Source organism: Pelomonas sp. SE-A7 (assembly GCF_030345705.1).
Taxonomy (GTDB): Bacteria; Pseudomonadota; Gammaproteobacteria; order Burkholderiales; family Burkholderiaceae_C; genus JAUASW01.
In genome coordinates this window covers 2,266,437-2,280,661 of the sequence record NZ_JAUASW010000001.1, presented here as the reverse complement: position 1 = coordinate 2,280,661, position 14,225 = coordinate 2,266,437, and the positions used below count along the sequence as shown (strand labels likewise).

The 14,225-nt window shown below is 67.1% G+C and carries 16 protein-coding genes; 7 read left to right on the top strand and 9 right to left on the bottom strand.

Annotated features, from left to right (window positions below; genetic code table 11):
- Positions 1–124 precede the first annotated feature (124 nt).
- Positions 125–1,354 carry a hypothetical protein gene (locus QT382_RS10320; protein ID WP_289253946.1) on the top strand — a complete coding sequence of 410 codons (1,230 nt, stop codon included), beginning with the start codon at positions 125–127 and terminating at the stop codon, positions 1,352–1,354.
- Here QT382_RS10320 and QT382_RS10315 read toward each other — a convergent pair.
- The 4 genes from QT382_RS10315 to QT382_RS10300 form a co-directional block, all read right to left on the bottom strand.
- The gene (locus tag QT382_RS10315; protein WP_289253945.1) at positions 1,351–2,031 is read right to left on the bottom strand and encodes a CerR family C-terminal domain-containing protein; all 681 of its coding nucleotides are present in this window, start codon (positions 2,029–2,031) and stop codon (positions 1,351–1,353) included. The genes QT382_RS10320 and QT382_RS10315 overlap by 4 nt on opposite strands.
- Positions 2,032–2,160: 129 nt before the next feature.
- Positions 2,161–2,484 carry an energy transducer TonB gene (locus QT382_RS10310; protein WP_289253944.1) on the bottom strand — a complete coding sequence of 108 codons (324 nt, stop codon included), beginning with the start codon at positions 2,482–2,484 and terminating at the stop codon, positions 2,161–2,163.
- Between the two features lie 55 nt (positions 2,485–2,539).
- Entirely contained in the window at positions 2,540–4,093 is a 1,554-nt protein-coding gene (locus QT382_RS10305) for a methyl-accepting chemotaxis protein (RefSeq protein ID WP_289253943.1), read from the bottom strand.
- A 224-nt stretch (positions 4,094–4,317) separates the two neighbouring features.
- Positions 4,318–5,016 carry a YggS family pyridoxal phosphate-dependent enzyme gene (locus QT382_RS10300; protein ID WP_289253942.1) on the bottom strand — a complete coding sequence of 233 codons (699 nt, stop codon included), beginning with the start codon at positions 5,014–5,016 and terminating at the stop codon, positions 4,318–4,320.
- 34 nt (positions 5,017–5,050) lie between these two features.
- On the opposite strand from QT382_RS10300, the gene QT382_RS10295 reads away from it, so the two are divergent.
- From QT382_RS10295 to QT382_RS10285, 3 genes are all read left to right on the top strand, one after another.
- The gene (locus QT382_RS10295; protein ID WP_289253941.1) at positions 5,051–6,094 is read left to right on the top strand and encodes a type IV pilus twitching motility protein PilT; all 1,044 of its coding nucleotides are present in this window, start codon (positions 5,051–5,053) and stop codon (positions 6,092–6,094) included.
- An 84-nt stretch (positions 6,095–6,178) separates the two neighbouring features.
- The gene (locus tag QT382_RS10290) at positions 6,179–7,315 is read left to right on the top strand and encodes a PilT/PilU family type 4a pilus ATPase (protein WP_289253940.1); all 1,137 of its coding nucleotides are present in this window, start codon (positions 6,179–6,181) and stop codon (positions 7,313–7,315) included.
- 22 nt (positions 7,316–7,337) lie between these two features.
- Complete coding sequence (locus QT382_RS10285; protein WP_289253939.1) at positions 7,338–8,231, top strand: NAD(P)-dependent oxidoreductase; 894 nt, start codon at positions 7,338–7,340, stop codon at positions 8,229–8,231.
- Position 8,232: 1 nt separating this feature from the next.
- Here the strand turns inward: QT382_RS10285 and QT382_RS10280 are convergent, their stop codons facing one another.
- From QT382_RS10280 to QT382_RS10270, 3 genes are read right to left on the bottom strand one after another with little or no spacing between them, the layout of a single operon-like run.
- A complete protein-coding gene (locus QT382_RS10280) occupies positions 8,233–8,883 on the bottom strand; it encodes a BON domain-containing protein (RefSeq protein WP_289253938.1) in 651 nt (216 codons plus the stop codon).
- A gap of 40 nt (positions 8,884–8,923) precedes the next feature.
- Positions 8,924–9,505 (bottom strand): SIS domain-containing protein, encoded by a 582-nt coding sequence (locus QT382_RS10275; protein WP_289253937.1) that lies wholly within the window; start codon positions 9,503–9,505, stop codon positions 8,924–8,926.
- Positions 9,506–9,514: 9 nt separating this feature from the next.
- Positions 9,515–9,895: a YraN family protein gene (locus tag QT382_RS10270; protein WP_289253936.1), complete on the bottom strand. Its 381-nt coding sequence runs from the start codon at positions 9,893–9,895 to the stop codon at positions 9,515–9,517.
- On the opposite strand from QT382_RS10270, the gene rsmI reads away from it, so the two are divergent.
- The gene (gene rsmI, locus QT382_RS10265; RefSeq protein WP_289253935.1) at positions 9,888–10,808 is read left to right on the top strand and encodes a 16S rRNA (cytidine(1402)-2'-O)-methyltransferase; all 921 of its coding nucleotides are present in this window, start codon (positions 9,888–9,890) and stop codon (positions 10,806–10,808) included. The two genes, QT382_RS10270 and rsmI, sit on opposite strands and share 8 nt — an antisense overlap.
- Before the next feature lie 86 nt (positions 10,809–10,894).
- Here rsmI and QT382_RS10260 read toward each other — a convergent pair whose 3' ends face one another.
- Both QT382_RS10260 and QT382_RS10255 read right to left on the bottom strand, forming a co-directional pair.
- Complete coding sequence (locus tag QT382_RS10260) at positions 10,895–11,251, bottom strand: hypothetical protein (protein WP_289253934.1); 357 nt, start codon at positions 11,249–11,251, stop codon at positions 10,895–10,897.
- Between the two features lie 101 nt (positions 11,252–11,352).
- Positions 11,353–11,700: a terminase gene (locus tag QT382_RS10255; protein ID WP_289253933.1), complete on the bottom strand. Its 348-nt coding sequence runs from the start codon at positions 11,698–11,700 to the stop codon at positions 11,353–11,355.
- A gap of 97 nt (positions 11,701–11,797) precedes the next feature.
- Here QT382_RS10255 and QT382_RS10250 point away from each other — a divergent pair, with 97 nt between their 5' ends.
- Both QT382_RS10250 and tldD read left to right on the top strand, forming a co-directional pair.
- A complete protein-coding gene (locus QT382_RS10250) occupies positions 11,798–12,703 on the top strand; it encodes a LysR family transcriptional regulator (protein ID WP_289253932.1) in 906 nt (301 codons plus the stop codon).
- Entirely contained in the window at positions 12,700–14,163 is a 1,464-nt protein-coding gene (gene tldD, locus QT382_RS10245; RefSeq protein WP_289253931.1) for a metalloprotease TldD, read from the top strand. The genes QT382_RS10250 and tldD overlap by 4 nt, the downstream gene beginning before the upstream one ends.
- Positions 14,164–14,225: the final 62 nt, after the last annotated feature.

The following is a 14,225-nucleotide window of genomic DNA, read 5'->3' as shown; positions in this document are numbered from 1 at the left end:
CGGTCCTTGATGTCTACAACCGGGCCGATTGTCTCAGCACATCTTGCTGGGGGCAGGCCTTGCGTCCGCCTCCGCATCCCGGACAATCGCGTCAATTCCCCGAGACCTCCCCAGGAGCGACCCTTTGCCCGACGAGTTCCGCAAGCGCAAATCATGGCTTGACGGCTTCATGGCCTATCCCTTGCCGACCGGCCTGAGCGAGGCGGCGGTGCGGCACAACATCGTGTTGCTGGACCAGCTGCTCTACGAGCTCTGGCGCCTGGGCGAGAACCTGATCTATGCCTGGAGTCCCAGCGGCCGCGGCCTGCGGGTGCTGGTGGCGCCGCACACGCTGCTGACCGAATACGTGGCCGAGGCGCCCGATGCGGCCGGCCAGTGGCGTCGCTCCCAATTGCTGGAGCATCTGCTGACGAGGCGCGAGCACCTGAACAGCCCGGCGCTGGACACCGCCGCCCAGCAACTGGGTCTGCGGCCGCGGCTGATCGAGCTGCCGTTCAGCCTGGAGGCCGGCCTGGGCCTGCCGCTGGTGGCGGCCATCGTCGAACGCTACGGCATACGCCTGGTCCGCGACCGGGCCGTGATCCTGTTGGATGCCGTCGGCTTCTCGCTGCTCTCGCCACTGGAGCAGGTGGTGCAGCTGAACGCGCTGTCCGTCTCGGTCAATGCGGCCTATGCCAAGCTGCTGGACCGCGAGATCAACATCAACTTTGCCCGCACCACGACCGGCGACGGCTTCTACATCTGGAACCGCATGCGCGGCATCGCGGCCAATGTGGAGCTGTACCAGCTGATGCAGTTCATCCTGGCCGACAACGCCATCGCCCGCGAGCGCGCACCGCGCAAGAGCACCGTGCCACAGCTGCGCGCCTGCTTCCACGTCGGCTCGCACTACGAGTTCCACCAGAGCGAAGGCCTCAACCCGACTTCGTTCAGCTATGTGGTGGGCCAGGTGACCATCGAGCTGGCCCGCATGGTCGAGCGGGCGATGCCGGGCCAGATCCTGGTCGGCAAGTTCCGCACCCAGATGCGCGACGAGGCCACTGGCCGCGACGTCGAGATCGACAGCATCGAATTCGTCGAGCGCACCCGCGGCCCGCTGCAGCAGTTGGGCGGCCTGAACCTGGCCGGGGCCGAGATCGACGAGATCGCCTGCTACCTGACCGGCCCGGAAGGGCAAGGCGGTGCCTATGCGATCAGCGAGTACGAGATCGCCGACAAGCACGGCCAGCCGCACCGGGTCTACAACGCCAAGGTCAACATCCATCGGCGCGAAGGTGCGCCGGTCTTCCTGGGCCTGCGCGACGAAGACCTGCAGGGCTTCGAGGCCCGTGTCATCGAGCCGGGCCCGACCTAGGCGGCCTGGGCCCGCAGTTGGGCCCGCAGCGCCTGCTCCAGCGTCAGCAGCAGCTGTTGCTGGACTTCGGCAGTGAGCTCGGTACGGGCCAGATGCTGGAGCAGCACGGGTTCGGCCACGCGAAGGTAGAAGGCCTGGTGGAACAGCGAGAACGCCAGCGAGCGCACGGCCAGCGATTCGGCGTCGCTCCCCACGATGCGGGCAATCACGGCGCGCACCTGGGCGCGGCTGGGCTGCAGGGCGGTCCGGAAAACCTGGCCGACGGCATCCTGAGGATCGGCCTGGCTGCGCAGGAAGAACTGGATCCAGCTCGGTTCCAGCTCGCCGGCCAACGTGATGTGGGACAGCGCCAGCATGTAGCGGACCAGGGCCTCGATCAGCTCGTGGCTGTCGTCGGTGGAAGCAACCTCGGCGCAAAGCCGCTGCAGCGGCCCGGCCTGGTCGGCCTTCATCTCGGCCGCCAGGAATTCGGCGGCGGCGCGGTACAGCTCTTCCTTGGAGGCGAAGTGGTAGGGGATGGCGGCCAGGTTGACCCCGGCTTGCGCAGTCAGCATGCGGGTGGTGGCCTGCTCATAGCCGTGCACACCGATGACCTCGAGCGCGGCCAGGATCAGCTTGTGCCGCGTCTGTTCGCTGCGCGTGGGCTTGGGGCATTCCTCGGTGAGCATGCGGGCCATCGTCGCGCAGCCGGCCGGGGCGGGTCAATCACCGCAACTCCCTGCTGGAAATGACCAAGGGCCGCTAAGCGGCCCTTGTGCTATTGGCGATCAGCCCGCCCGCGAGCAGGCGGCTTTGCAAGTCCGGACTCAGTCCTCGTTGCGGAACACCAGCTTGACTTCGGCCGTCTGCTTTTCGCCCGAGCCTTCGTACTTCCACTCCAGCAGGGCGGCGGTGACGGCCTTGTCGAACACGCGCTTGGGTTCGGCTTCCAGCACGGTGACCTTGCTGACCTTGCCGTCCGGATCGATGGCCAGTTCGGCCTTGACGCTGCCGTTGGAAATGCCCTTCTGGGCGGCTTCGCGCGGGAACTCCGGCGGCACCTTCTTGACGACCTTGGGGGCGGCCTGGGCGGCACCGAAGGCCAGGGTCAGGGCGGCGGCGAGGGCGAAGAGCTTGGTGGTCTTGAACATGTTGGAACTGACTAGGAAAACAGGGGAGAGGGGTAGAGAGAGAGAGAACAGGGGATCAGGCAGCGGCCGAACGGAAGAAGCCCACGGCTTCCAGCAGGCGGCTGGAGCTGTCCTTCAGCGCATCGGTCGAGCGGCTCAGGTCGTCGACCAGGGTGGTGTTCTGCTGGGTGGTCTTGTCCAGCTCGTTCATGGCCTGGTTGACCACGCCCACGCCGGAGGCCTGCTCCTGGGCCGAGTGCGAGATTTCCTCGATCAGCTGACCCATGTTGTTGACCTCGTCGACCACGGAGCGGATCGTGACGCCGGCGTTGTTCACCAGGGTCGTGCCGTTCTCGACCTTGTCGGTGCTTTCCTGGATCAGGACCTTGATTTCCTTGGCGGCAGCGGCCGAGCGCGAAGCCAGGGCACGCACCTCGGTGGCGACCACGGCGAAGCCCTTGCCATGCTCGCCGGCACGGGCGGCTTCCACGGCAGCGTTCAGGGCCAGGATGTTGGTCTGGAAGGCGATGCCGTCGATCACGCCGATGATGTCGCCGATCTTCTTGGAGCTGGCGCTGATGTCCTGCATGGTCGAGACGACCTGCGACACGACCGCGCCGCCGGCCGAGGCCGACTGGCGGGCCTTGGTGGCGATGCCGGCGGCCTTGCGGGTCAGCTCGCTGGCGCCGCTGAGGTTGGCGGCAATCTGCTCGACCGAGGCGGCGGTGTTCTGCAGGCTGGCAGCCGAACGCGAAGTGCGGTCCGACAGGTCGATGTTGCTGTCGGCGATGACGCTGGAGTTCTGGGCCACTTCGCCAGCGGCGGCGCTGACACTGTTGACCACGCCGCTCAGGGCCATCTGCATGTCGTGCATGGCGTGCAGCATCTGGGCCAGTTCGTCCGTGCCTTCGGCTTCGATGTGCTGGGTCAGGTCGCCGGCGGCGATGGCCTGGGCCGCGGCCTGGGCCTTGCGGGCCGGCACGACGATGGAGCGGGCGATGACGAAGCCACCGCCGACACCGATCAGTGCCGCCACGACAACCAGGAAGGCGGTCACGTAGATGGATTTGTTGGCCACCTCGCCGCCGGCCACGGCCAGTTCGCGGGCGCTCTCGAACTGCAGCTCGACCAGGGCCTTCAGGTCGTCCTGGTAGGCCTGCTGAGCCGGGCGCACCACCGTGATCAGGGCTTCGCGGGCTTCGTCCGGGCTGGCGGTCTCCTGGGTCTTCAGGAACTTCTGCAGCGCGGTGAAGAACTCGGCCTGGTGGGAGCGCACGGCGCCCAGCAGGTCCTTTTCCTTGCTGCCGTCGATCTTCTCGGCCAGGGCGGCCAGCTGTTTCTCGCTGTCGGCCTGGGCGGTTTCGAGGGCGGCCTTCTGCTTCTTGATCTGGCGGGCTTCGTCCAGCAGCAGCAGGTCGCGGCTGGCACGGGCGATCACGTTGACATTGCCTTCCAGGGCGTTCGCCGCTGCGATCTTCACCAGGCTGGAATTGGCCGTACGGTCCAGGTCATGCGACAGGCGGCCGGCATTCGAGGCGCCATAGGTGCCGATGACGACCAGCAGCACGATCAGGAGGAAATAGCTCAGCGCCAGGCGACGGCTGATGCTCAGCTTAGCAAGCAGGTTCATTCTGGGGATTCCCTCAGACTTTCGGTGGTTGGAGTGCCTTGGTGGAGCCACGCGGTTCCGGGCACTTCGGCGTAAGCGGAAGTTTCAAGCCGGATCGACGGAAACTCACCAGTGCAGTCGGCGGGGGGTGTGAAGGAATTGCACGATGGGGGGCTGGGAAATCCCTGATTTCGGGCCCGACCCCCGGATCACGGGCTTGCCGCGGCCGGATTCCGTGCGGGCCTTCAGGCTCTGGGGCGGCTGCCGAAGATCGCCGAACCCACACGCACCATCGTGGCGCCTTCCAGGATGGCGGCCTCCAGGTCGGCGCTCATGCCCATCGACAAGGTGTCCAGCCGTAGGCCCATGGCTTGATTGAGCGCTTGCAACAGCCGCGCCAGTTCGCGATGCGGCTGGCGCTGGGCCTGCAGATCGTCAGCCGGTTCGGGAATGGCCATCAGCCCCCGCAGCGCCAGGCCGGGCAACGCAGCGACGGTGCGGGCCAGGTCCGGCAGCTCGGCTGGTGCAACGCCGCTCTTGCTGGCCTCGCCGCTGACATTGACCTGCAGGCAGACCTGCAGCGGTGGCAGCGAAGGCGGCCGCTGCTCGGACAGGCGCTGCGCGATCTTCAGGCGGTCGATGCTGTGGACCCAGTCGAAGGCCTCGGCCACGGCGCGCGTCTTGTTGCTTTGCAGCGGGCCTATCAGGTGCCATTCGAGCCCGGCGCGAAGGTCCTGCAGCTCGGCGATCTTGTCCAGGCCTTCCTGCACGTAGTTCTCGCCGAAGCGCCGCTCGCCGGCCCTGTGCGCCTCGCGCACCGCGTCGCCTGGAAACGTCTTGCTCACCACCAGCAACGTGACGCTTTGCACGGGGCGCGAAGCGGCTGCACAGGCGGTTTCCATACGGTGGTGCAGCTGATACAAGTTGTCGGCGATCGTCGCCATAATGCCCCGATCCTTCTCTCGAGCGGCCCCATCGATGGACATCACCCAACTGCTGGCATTCTCGGTCAAGAACAAGGCCTCCGACCTGCACCTCTCGGCCGGCCTGCCGCCGATGATCCGGGTGCACGGCGACGTGCGCCGCATCAACGTGGAGGCGCTGGATCACCGCGGTGTCCACGACATGGTGTACGACATCATGAACGACGCCCAGCGCAAGGCCTACGAGGAGACGCTGGAAGTCGACTTCTCGTTCGAGATCCAAGGGCTGGCGCGTTTTCGCGTCAATGCCTTCAACCAGAATCGCGGCGCCGGAGCGGTGTTCCGCACCATTCCGTCCAAGATCCTCACGCTGGAGCAGCTGAACGCGCCCAAGATCTTTGCCGAGCTGGCGCTCAAGCCGCGCGGCCTGGTCCTGGTGACCGGCCCGACCGGCTCGGGCAAGTCGACCACGCTGGCCGGCATGATCAACCACCTCAACGAGAACGAGTACGGCCACATCCTGACCATCGAGGACCCGATCGAATTCGTCCACGAGTCCAAGAAGAGCCTGATCAACCAGCGCGAGGTCGGCCCGCATACCCTGAGCTTCTCCAACGCCCTGCGCTCCGCGTTGCGCGAGGACCCGGACGCGGTGCTGGTCGGCGAAATGCGCGACCTCGAGACCATCCGCCTGGCGCTGACCGCGGCCGAGACCGGCCACCTGGTCTTCGGCACCCTGCACACCAGCTCGGCGGCCAAGACCGTGGACCGCGTGGTCGATGTGTTTCCGGCGGCCGAGAAGGAGATGGTGCGGGCCATGCTGTCCGAATCGCTGATCGGCGTGATCTCGCAAAGCCTGTGCAAGCTCAAGGACGGCAGCGGTCGCGTGGCGGCGCACGAAATCATGCTGGGCACTTCGGCCATCCGCAACCTGATCCGCGAGAACAAGGTGGCCCAGATGTATTCCTCGATCCAGACCGGCAATGCCCAGGGCATGCAGACCCTGGACCAGAACCTGACGGACCTGGTGCGCCGCAACGTGATCTCGCCGGCCGAAGCCCGCGCCAAGGCCAAGTTTCCTGAGAACTTCCCCGGCTAGCCGGAGAAGTTCGACCTCACTCTTGCGGCGGCGCCGCTTGGGTGACGGCAAAACTTCTCTCGAGAGCTGTACCAAAGGATCCATATGGAACGCGACCAGGCCTCGAAATTCATCAACGACCTGCTGCGCCTGATGGTCTCGCGCAAGGGTTCGGACCTGTTCCTGACTGCCGACTTCCCGCCGGCGATCAAGGTGGACGGCAAGGTCACCAAGGTCTCGCCGCAGCCGCTGACCGGCCAGCACACGCTGCAGCTGGCCCGTTCCATCATGAACGACAAGCAGGCGGCCGAGTTCGAGCGCACCAAGGAATGCAATTTCGCGATCTCGCCGCAGGGCATTGGCCGCTTCCGCGCCAATGCTTTCCTGCAGCAGGGCAGCGTGGGCCTGGTGCTGCGGACCATTCCGGCCCAGTTGCCGACGATTGCCTCGCTGGATCTGCCCCATGTGCTGCGCGAGGTGGTGCAGACCAAGCGCGGCCTGGTCATCGTGGTGGGCGCCACCGGCTCGGGCAAGAGCACCTCGCTGGCGGCCATGATCGACGAGCGCAACGAGACCACGCACGGCCACATCATCACGATCGAAGACCCGATCGAATTCGTCCATCCGCACAAGAACTGCATCGTGACCCAGCGCGAGCTGGGCATAGATACCGACAGCTGGGACATGGCGCTGAAGAACACGCTGCGCCAGGCGCCCGACGTGATCCTGATGGGCGAGGTGCGTGACCGTGAAACCATGGAGCATGCCGTGGCCTTCGCCGAGACCGGCCACCTGTGCATGGCCACGCTGCACGCCAACAGCGCCAACCAGGCGCTGGACCGCATCATCAACTTCTTCCCTGAAGAGCGGCGGGCCCAGCTGCTGATGGACCTGTCGCTGAACCTGCGTTCCATCATCTCGCAGCGCCTGCTGCCGCGCCGCGAGGGCAAGGGCCGCATCGCCGCGGTCGAGATCCTGCTGAACACGCCCCTGGTCTCGGACCTGATCTTCAAGGGCGAGGTCAGCGAGATCAAGGAGCTGATGAAGCGCTCGCGCGAGCAGGGCATGCAGACCTTCGACCAGGCGCTGTTCGACCTGTACGAGGCCGGCAAGGTCAACTACGAGGACGCGCTGCGCAATGCCGACTCGGTCAACGACTTGCGGCTGCAGATCAAGCTGAACAGCGAGCGGGCGCGGTCCGGCGACCTGAACAGCGGCATCGAGCACATGACCATCGTCTGACCCTTTCCCTTAGTCCTTCCTCATGAGCAGCAAGCAATACGAGAGCATCGCGCCGCGCCGCGTGGCCTTCCTGGGCCTGGGCGTGATGGGCCATCCCATGGCCGGCCACCTGGCACGTGCCGGCCACCAGGTCAGGGTCTACAACCGCACGGCGGCCAAGGCCGAAGCCTGGGTGAAGGACTATGGTGGCAGTGCAGCGCCCACGCCGACCGCGGCCGTGGCCGATGCCGAGCTGGTGTTCGCCTGCGTTGGCAACGATGCCGACCTGCGTTCCGTGGTGCTGGGGGAGACCGGCGCCTTCGCCGGCATGCAGCCCGGCGCGATCTTCGTGGACCACACGACGGCCTCGGCCGACATCGCCCGCGAGCTGCATGGCGAAGCGCTGAAGCGCGGCTTGCACTTCATCGACGCGCCGGTGTCAGGTGGCCAGGCGGGTGCGGTCAATGGCCTGCTGACCGTGATGTGCGGCGGCGATGCTGCGCCATTCGAAGCCATGCAGCCGGTCGCCATGGCGTTCTCGCGAGCCGTGACGCTGGTCGGCAGCTCCGGCGCCGGTCAGCTGGCCAAGATGGTCAACCAGGTCTGCATCGCCGGCGTGGTCCAGGGCCTGTCCGAGGCCATCGCCTTCGGCCAGAAGGCCGGGCTGGACATGAAGCAGGTGCTCGAGGTGATAGGCAAGGGCGCGGCGCAGAGTTGGCAGATGGACAACCGCGGCAAGACCATGGTCGACGACCAGTTCGACTTCGGCTTCGCGGTGGACTGGATGCGCAAGGACCTGGGACTGGTGCTGGACGAGGCGCGCCGCAACGGCTCGCGCCTGCCGCTGACGGCCCTGGTGGACCAGTTCTACGCCGACGTCCAGGCTCTAGGCGGGCAGCGCTGGGACACGTCCAGCCTGATCAAAAGGCTGCGCTGAGTCAGTTCGCGCCGCTCTTGTCCTCGGCCGCGGCCTTGGGCGTCATCCGGGCCAGCTCTTCCTCGCTGATCAGCTCGAACATCTTGACCACCTTCTTGACGCCGCCCACGGCGCGCGCGATCTCGGCGGCGCGGTTGGCCTCGCGCTCGGTGACCCGGCCCAGCAGGTAGACATTGCCGCGCTCGGTCACCACGTAAAAGGCATTGGCCAGCAGGTCCTTGGCCTCGACCAGGCGGCCCTTGACCTTGGTGGCCAGCAGGCTGTCGCTGGCGCGGCTGGTCAGCGAGCTGGTGAAGCCGACCTCCAGCTCGTTCATCACACCGCGCACGTTCTCGACCTTGGCGGTCACGGCCTCGGCCTTGGCCTTGTCGGCCTCGGTTGCCACCTCGCCGGTCAGCAGCACCATGCGGTTGTAGCTGTTGGCATTGACGTGGGCTCGGTCCGGCAGGTGGTGGCGCATGTTCTGGCCGACCTTGATCTCGATGCTTTCGTCCTCGAGCTGCATGCCCGAGGTGCGGCGGTCGGTGGCCACCAAGGCACCGCCGACCATGGCGCCGCCGACCACCAATGGTGCACAGGCCGAGGCCAGCAAGGCGGCGGCCAGCACGGTGGCGCTCAGCGCGAAACGGGAGGGCTGCTTGCGGATGCTCATGGTGTAGGACTTGTTCAGAAGGATGGGTCGGGAGCTGGCCTTATTCGCCGCTGCCCAGCAGTTGGAGGTCGATCGCGTCACACAGGCAATGGGCCAGCAAGCGCTGGCCTTCAGCGACACGGGCGGCGCGGCTGTGCGGCAACCGGATCTGGACATCGGTGTCCAGCAGGGCGCCGCGCCAGTCTTCGTCCTGGCTGCCGCTCAGGGCGATCACGGTCATGTCCTGGGCATGGGCGGCTTCCAGCAGGGCGGCCAGCTGAGGGCCAGGCGTGCCCTGCGATTCGAACAGCAGCAGCAGGTCGCCGGGATGGCCCAGCACCTGGATCTGGCGGGCCAGCTGGCCGGCGCTGTCGCCGTTCGCGCCCAGCTGGACCAGGCCGTCGAGGCAGAGTGCCGCGAGGCCGGGCCGGTCCTGTTCGAAGCGGCCGCTCAGCAGGGCGGCCATGTAGCGGGCATCGAGGCCGGAGAGACCGAGGCCGCAGCACAGCACGCGATTGCCGGCCGTGATGCCCTCGACCAGCAGCTGGGCCGCATCGGCCAGCGGCCGCGACAGGCTTTCGGCCACCTGGTAAAGCAGGTCGGCACTCTCGAAGAACTGTTGTTGAATCCGTTGCTCAAGCATCGGCGTGCATCATAACGAGGCGTCGAAAGCGGCCTGCAGCCACTCGATCTGCTCGCCTTCCAGAGCCAGCACATCGAAGCGGCAGGGTGGTGGTGTCGGCATCCGAAGCAGGTAGTGGCGGGCAGCGAGCAGCAGCCTGCGCTGCTTGGAGCTCGTGACGCTGGCTGCCGCGCCGCCATGGCTGCCATCCTTGCGAGCTCGCACCTCGACGAAGACCAGGGTGCCGTCCGACGCACGCATGACCAGGTCGATCTCGCCGCCCCGGGCATTCGGTCCGCGGGCCACTCGATAATTGCGCGTCACCAGGCGCAGGCCCCGGGCCTGCAGATAGTGCAGCGCACGGTCTTCGGCCGCATCGCCGCGCCCTTTTGGAGAGCTTCCCTTGAGCATTGCCCCCGCCTCCCTGTTGTTGCAGGCCGCCCAGGCCGCGGCCGGCGGCCAGCAGTATCCCGCTGCCACGCTGTACCTGGTGGCCACGCCCATAGGCAACTTGGCGGATCTGAGCCTGCGGGCGATCCAGGTGCTGTCCCTGGTCGATGCGGTGGCCTGCGAGGACACGCGGGTCACGGCCGGGCTGCTGCGCCATGTGGGCCTTCACAAGCCACTGCTCAGCCTGCATCAGCACAACGAGCATGAGGCGGCGCAAGGCCTGGTGGCCCGGCTGCAGGCCGGCGAAAGAATTGCGTACGTGAGCGATGCCGGCACGCCGGCGGTGTCGGACCCGGGCGCGGCCCTGGTCGCCGCCGTGCAGAAGGCCGGCCTGCGGACCCTGCCCATTCCCGGCGCCAGCAGCGCCACCAGCCTGATGAGCGTGGCCGGTGATGCCGCGGCCAGCGGCTTCCGCTTCGTCGGCTTCCTGCCGCCCAAGGGCCAGGAGCGGCGGCGCCGCCTGCAGGCGCTGCTGGGCCAGGACCACAGCATGGTCTTGTTCGAGGCGCCGCATCGCATTGCCGAATTGCTGGGCCTGCTGGCCGAGTTGGCGCCGGCGCAGACCGTCACGGTCGGTCGCGAGCTGACCAAGCAATTCGAGACGGTCCACACCGCGCCTGCGGCCGAGCTTCCGGCGTGGTTGGCGGCCGATGCTCAGAGGGAACGGGGTGAATTCGTGCTGGTGCTGCATGCGGTCCAGACCTCTGCAAGCGCTGACGAAGAGCTGCCAGCCCTGGCCCGCAAGTCACTCGAAGTGCTGGCGGCGGAACTGCCGCTGAAGCAGGCCGTGGCCCTGGCTGCCGAGATCAGCGGAGCGCCTCGCAATCAGTTGTACGAGCTGGGGCTGGCAATGAAAAAGGCCCGCGAGGCCTGATCTCCTGCGTACCAGGCCCGGGAGGGCCTGGGAACCGGCGCAGAAGGGGGCTTGTTCGCGGGCGGGGGAAACCTAGTCGTCGCGTCTCACTTGCCGGGCGCACTGGCGCTCTTGGCGTTGTGCTTTGCGTGATGGATGTCCTTGCTGGTCGCATCCTGCATCTTGTGCAGCCGGCGGCGTTCCTGGCGGGTCACCGTTCCATCGGCCTTGGCCTTGTCTTCGGCCTTGTTGACGGCGGCCTGTTCCTTCTCGAGGCGGCGGGTCTCGCGGGCCGTCAGGCTGCCGGAGGCGGCGCCTTGGGCAATACGGGCTTGCTGATTGGCTTCACGCTGATCGACGCGGGGCGTGGCCGGGGCGGAGGCGGCCGTGGCGGTCTGGGCCTGACTCAGGGCGCTCAGGCCAGCGAAGCCGAGCAGGGCGATCAGGCGGAGGGTGCTTTTCATCAGGGACTCCTTGTTGCGGGTAGCGCAGCGGTCTTGCGCGCCTGCCTACACAACGCCAGCCCTGCGGGTCAGCCGACCGTGAGCGTGTAAAGAATCGTGTTTCAAGTCCGGGCAAAAGCCAGGCGCCAGCCACCTGACAAGGCGTAGCGCGGGAAAGTGATCCACTGCTCTGCCTCGATGCGCAGCAAAGCGTTCAACGGGCCGGTGAAAGGCAATGCCGGCCGCGCTTCCATCGCATGACCCCGTCCCTGGATCGCGATGGCGAACAGGGCCAGGCCGACCCAGGCCAGGGCGGCGCCCCAATGGCCCTGGCCCAGCGAGACCAGCAGGCCCAGGTGGGCGAGCTGAAACACCGGCGCCGTCAGCAGGTGCAGGCGCAGATTGGTGCGGTCGGCGTGGAACTGGGCGTAGCCGAGTTGTTGCTCGCGGATCAGCTCGAACAGGTTCATGGGACTTCCTTGCTTCTGATGGGGCTGCAGTTTGTCGGCTGCGGCTGATATTCGGAATGGGCTAAATTCAATGCCAGGTATTCATTGGTGAATTGCAATGACCGCACTCCCGCTCGATTGGTCGCTGATACAGCTGCTGCTCACCCTGGCCGAATCCGGCTCGCTGAGCCGGGCGGCAAGCCGGCTCGGATTGAGCCAGCCCACGCTGAGTCGGCAGTTGGTGCTGCTGGAAGAGCAGGTCGGCCAGACCCTGTTCGAGCGCCATCCCCGCGGCCTGAGCCTGACCGCCGGCGGCAAGGCCCTGATGCCGGCGGCGCAGCGCATGCGCGACGCGGCTCGCGAGCTGGACCTGGTTCTGGCTTCCAGCGACCGACAGTTGGCCGGCACGGTGCGCCTGACCGCCAGCGAAGTGGTGGCGACTTTTGTATTGCCTGCAGTGCTACGGCCGTTGCGCGAGCAGCATCCCGAGATTCAGCTGGAGCTGGTGGCCAGCAACGAGATCGAGGACCTGGTGGCGCGCCACGCCGACATTGCGCTGCGTATGCTCAGACCCACCGAGCACTCGCTGGTGGCCCGCAAGCTGGTCGACTTGCCACTCGGTGTCTACGCCCACCGCAGCTACCTGGCGCGCGCCGGCGTGCCCACTCCGGCGACGCTGCGTCAGCATCAGTGGCTGGGCTTTGACCAGGCCGATCAGCTGATTCGCGGCTTTGCCCAGGCGGGCTTCGAGGTCGAGCGCGAGTTCTTCGGTTGGCGCTGCGACGACATGACGGTCAATTGGGAGGCGATGCGCGCCGGCCTGGGCCTGAACGTGGGTCTTTGTGGCCTGGCCGAGCGGGATCCGGAGCTGGTGCGGGTGCTGCACGAGCTGGAAATTCCGCCGCTGCCACTGTGGATCACCGCCCATCGCGAGCTGCGTGACACACCGCGGCTGCGCCTGGTGTTCGACCACCTGGCCGAGCATCTGCCAGGGGCATTGGCCGCTCCTACAATCGCCCGATGATTGCCCGCGAACCCACCCTGGCCCGTCTCGCGACGGCCCGCAGCAAGCTGCTGGAACCGTTCGGCCTCAGCGACGCCACGCTGGCCCAGGCGCTGTGCCTGATCACCGAGCACCGGGTCGACGACGCCGACCTGTACTTCCAGACCACCCGCGCCGAAGGCTGGAGCCTGGAGGAGGGCATAGTCAAGAGCGGCAGCTTCTCCATCGACCAGGGCGTGGGCGTGCGCGCCGTGGCCGGCGAGAAGACGGCGTTCGCCTATTCCGACGACATCTCCGAAGCGGCCCTGCTAGACGCCGCCCGTACCGTGCGCTCGATTGCCGCCGCAGGCCAGAGCAAGCGGGTGAAGGTGCCTGCCACGCCGACCGTGGCGGGCAGCCGGTCGCTGTACGGCGAGTCGGACCCGATCGCCAGCCTGGACAGCACCGAGAAGGTCGCCTTGCTGGAGCGCGCCGAGCGCATGGCCCGTGCCAAGGATCCGCGCGTGGTCCAGGTGATGGCCGGCCTGGCGGCCGAACATGAGGTGGTGCTGATCGCGCGCGCCGACGGCACGCTGGCGGCCGACGTGCGGCCCCTGGTGCGCCTGTCCATCACCGTGATCGCCGAGCAGAACGGCCGGCGCGAGGTCGGCAATGGCGGCGGTGGCGGTCGCTTCGGCCTGGCGTATTTCAGCGACACCATGATCGCGAGCTACGTGGAGCAGGCGGTCTCGGCCGCGCTTACCAATCTGGAATCACGTCCGGCACCGGCCGGCGAGATGACCGTGGTGCTGGGCCCGGGCTGGCCCGGCGTGCTGTTGCACGAGGCCGTGGGCCATGGCCTGGAGGGCGACTTCAACCGCAAGGGCTCGTCCACCTTTGCCGGCCGCATCGGCCAGCGCGTGGCCGCCAAGGGCGTCACCGTGCTGGACGATGGCACCATCCCGGACCGCCGTGGCTCGCTCAACGTCGATGACGAGGGCCGCGCCTCACAGCGCAATGTTCTGATCGAGGACGGCATCCTCAAGGGCTATATCCAGGATGCCATGAATGCCCGCCTGATGAAGGTGGCGGCCACCGGCAACGGCCGGCGCGAGAGCTATGCCCATGTGCCCATGCCGCGCATGACCAACACCTACATGCTGGGCGGCGACAAGGACCCGGCCGAGGTCATCGCCAGCATCAAGAAGGGCCTGTACGCCACCAACTTCGGCGGCGGCCAGGTCGACATCACCAGCGGCAAATTCGTGTTCTCGGCCAGCGAGGCCTTCTGGGTCGAGGACGGCAAGATCCAATACCCGGTCAAGGGCGCCACCATCATCGGCAACGGCCCGGACGCGCTGACCCGCGTCAGCATGATCGGCAACGACATGCAGCTGGATACCGGCGTCGGCGTCTGCGGCAAGGAAGGCCAGAGCGTGCCGGTCGGCGTGGGCCAGCCCACCCTGCGCATCGATGGCCTGACCGTCGGCGGTACGGCCTGAGGACCTGGATCACAAGCCAGGCTTGCCCAGCGATGAAGGCTTGTCGTAAGGATCTGCGTGCT

Coding starts and splice junctions, on each gene's coding strand:
- tldD (WP_289253931.1), top strand. CDS start 12,700: ATGATTGCCCGCGAACCCACCCTGGCCCGTCTCGCGACGGCCCGCAGC.
- QT382_RS10280 (WP_289253938.1), bottom strand. CDS start 8,883: ATGAGCATCCGCAAGCAGCCCTCCCGTTTCGCGCTGAGCGCCACCGTG.
- QT382_RS10290 (WP_289253940.1), top strand. CDS start 6,179: ATGGAACGCGACCAGGCCTCGAAATTCATCAACGACCTGCTGCGCCTG.
- QT382_RS10295 (WP_289253941.1), top strand. CDS start 5,051: ATGGACATCACCCAACTGCTGGCATTCTCGGTCAAGAACAAGGCCTCC.
- QT382_RS10310 (WP_289253944.1), bottom strand. CDS start 2,484: ATGTTCAAGACCACCAAGCTCTTCGCCCTCGCCGCCGCCCTGACCCTG.
- QT382_RS10300 (WP_289253942.1), bottom strand. CDS start 5,016: ATGGCGACGATCGCCGACAACTTGTATCAGCTGCACCACCGTATGGAA.
- QT382_RS10315 (WP_289253945.1), bottom strand. CDS start 2,031: ATGGCCCGCATGCTCACCGAGGAATGCCCCAAGCCCACGCGCAGCGAA.
- QT382_RS10285 (WP_289253939.1), top strand. CDS start 7,338: ATGAGCAGCAAGCAATACGAGAGCATCGCGCCGCGCCGCGTGGCCTTC.
- QT382_RS10255 (WP_289253933.1), bottom strand. CDS start 11,700: ATGAACCTGTTCGAGCTGATCCGCGAGCAACAACTCGGCTACGCCCAG.
- QT382_RS10305 (WP_289253943.1), bottom strand. CDS start 4,093: ATGAACCTGCTTGCTAAGCTGAGCATCAGCCGTCGCCTGGCGCTGAGC.
- QT382_RS10260 (WP_289253934.1), bottom strand. CDS start 11,251: ATGAAAAGCACCCTCCGCCTGATCGCCCTGCTCGGCTTCGCTGGCCTG.
- QT382_RS10250 (WP_289253932.1), top strand. CDS start 11,798: ATGACCGCACTCCCGCTCGATTGGTCGCTGATACAGCTGCTGCTCACC.
- QT382_RS10275 (WP_289253937.1), bottom strand. CDS start 9,505: ATGCTTGAGCAACGGATTCAACAACAGTTCTTCGAGAGTGCCGACCTG.
- QT382_RS10270 (WP_289253936.1), bottom strand. CDS start 9,895: ATGCTCAAGGGAAGCTCTCCAAAAGGGCGCGGCGATGCGGCCGAAGAC.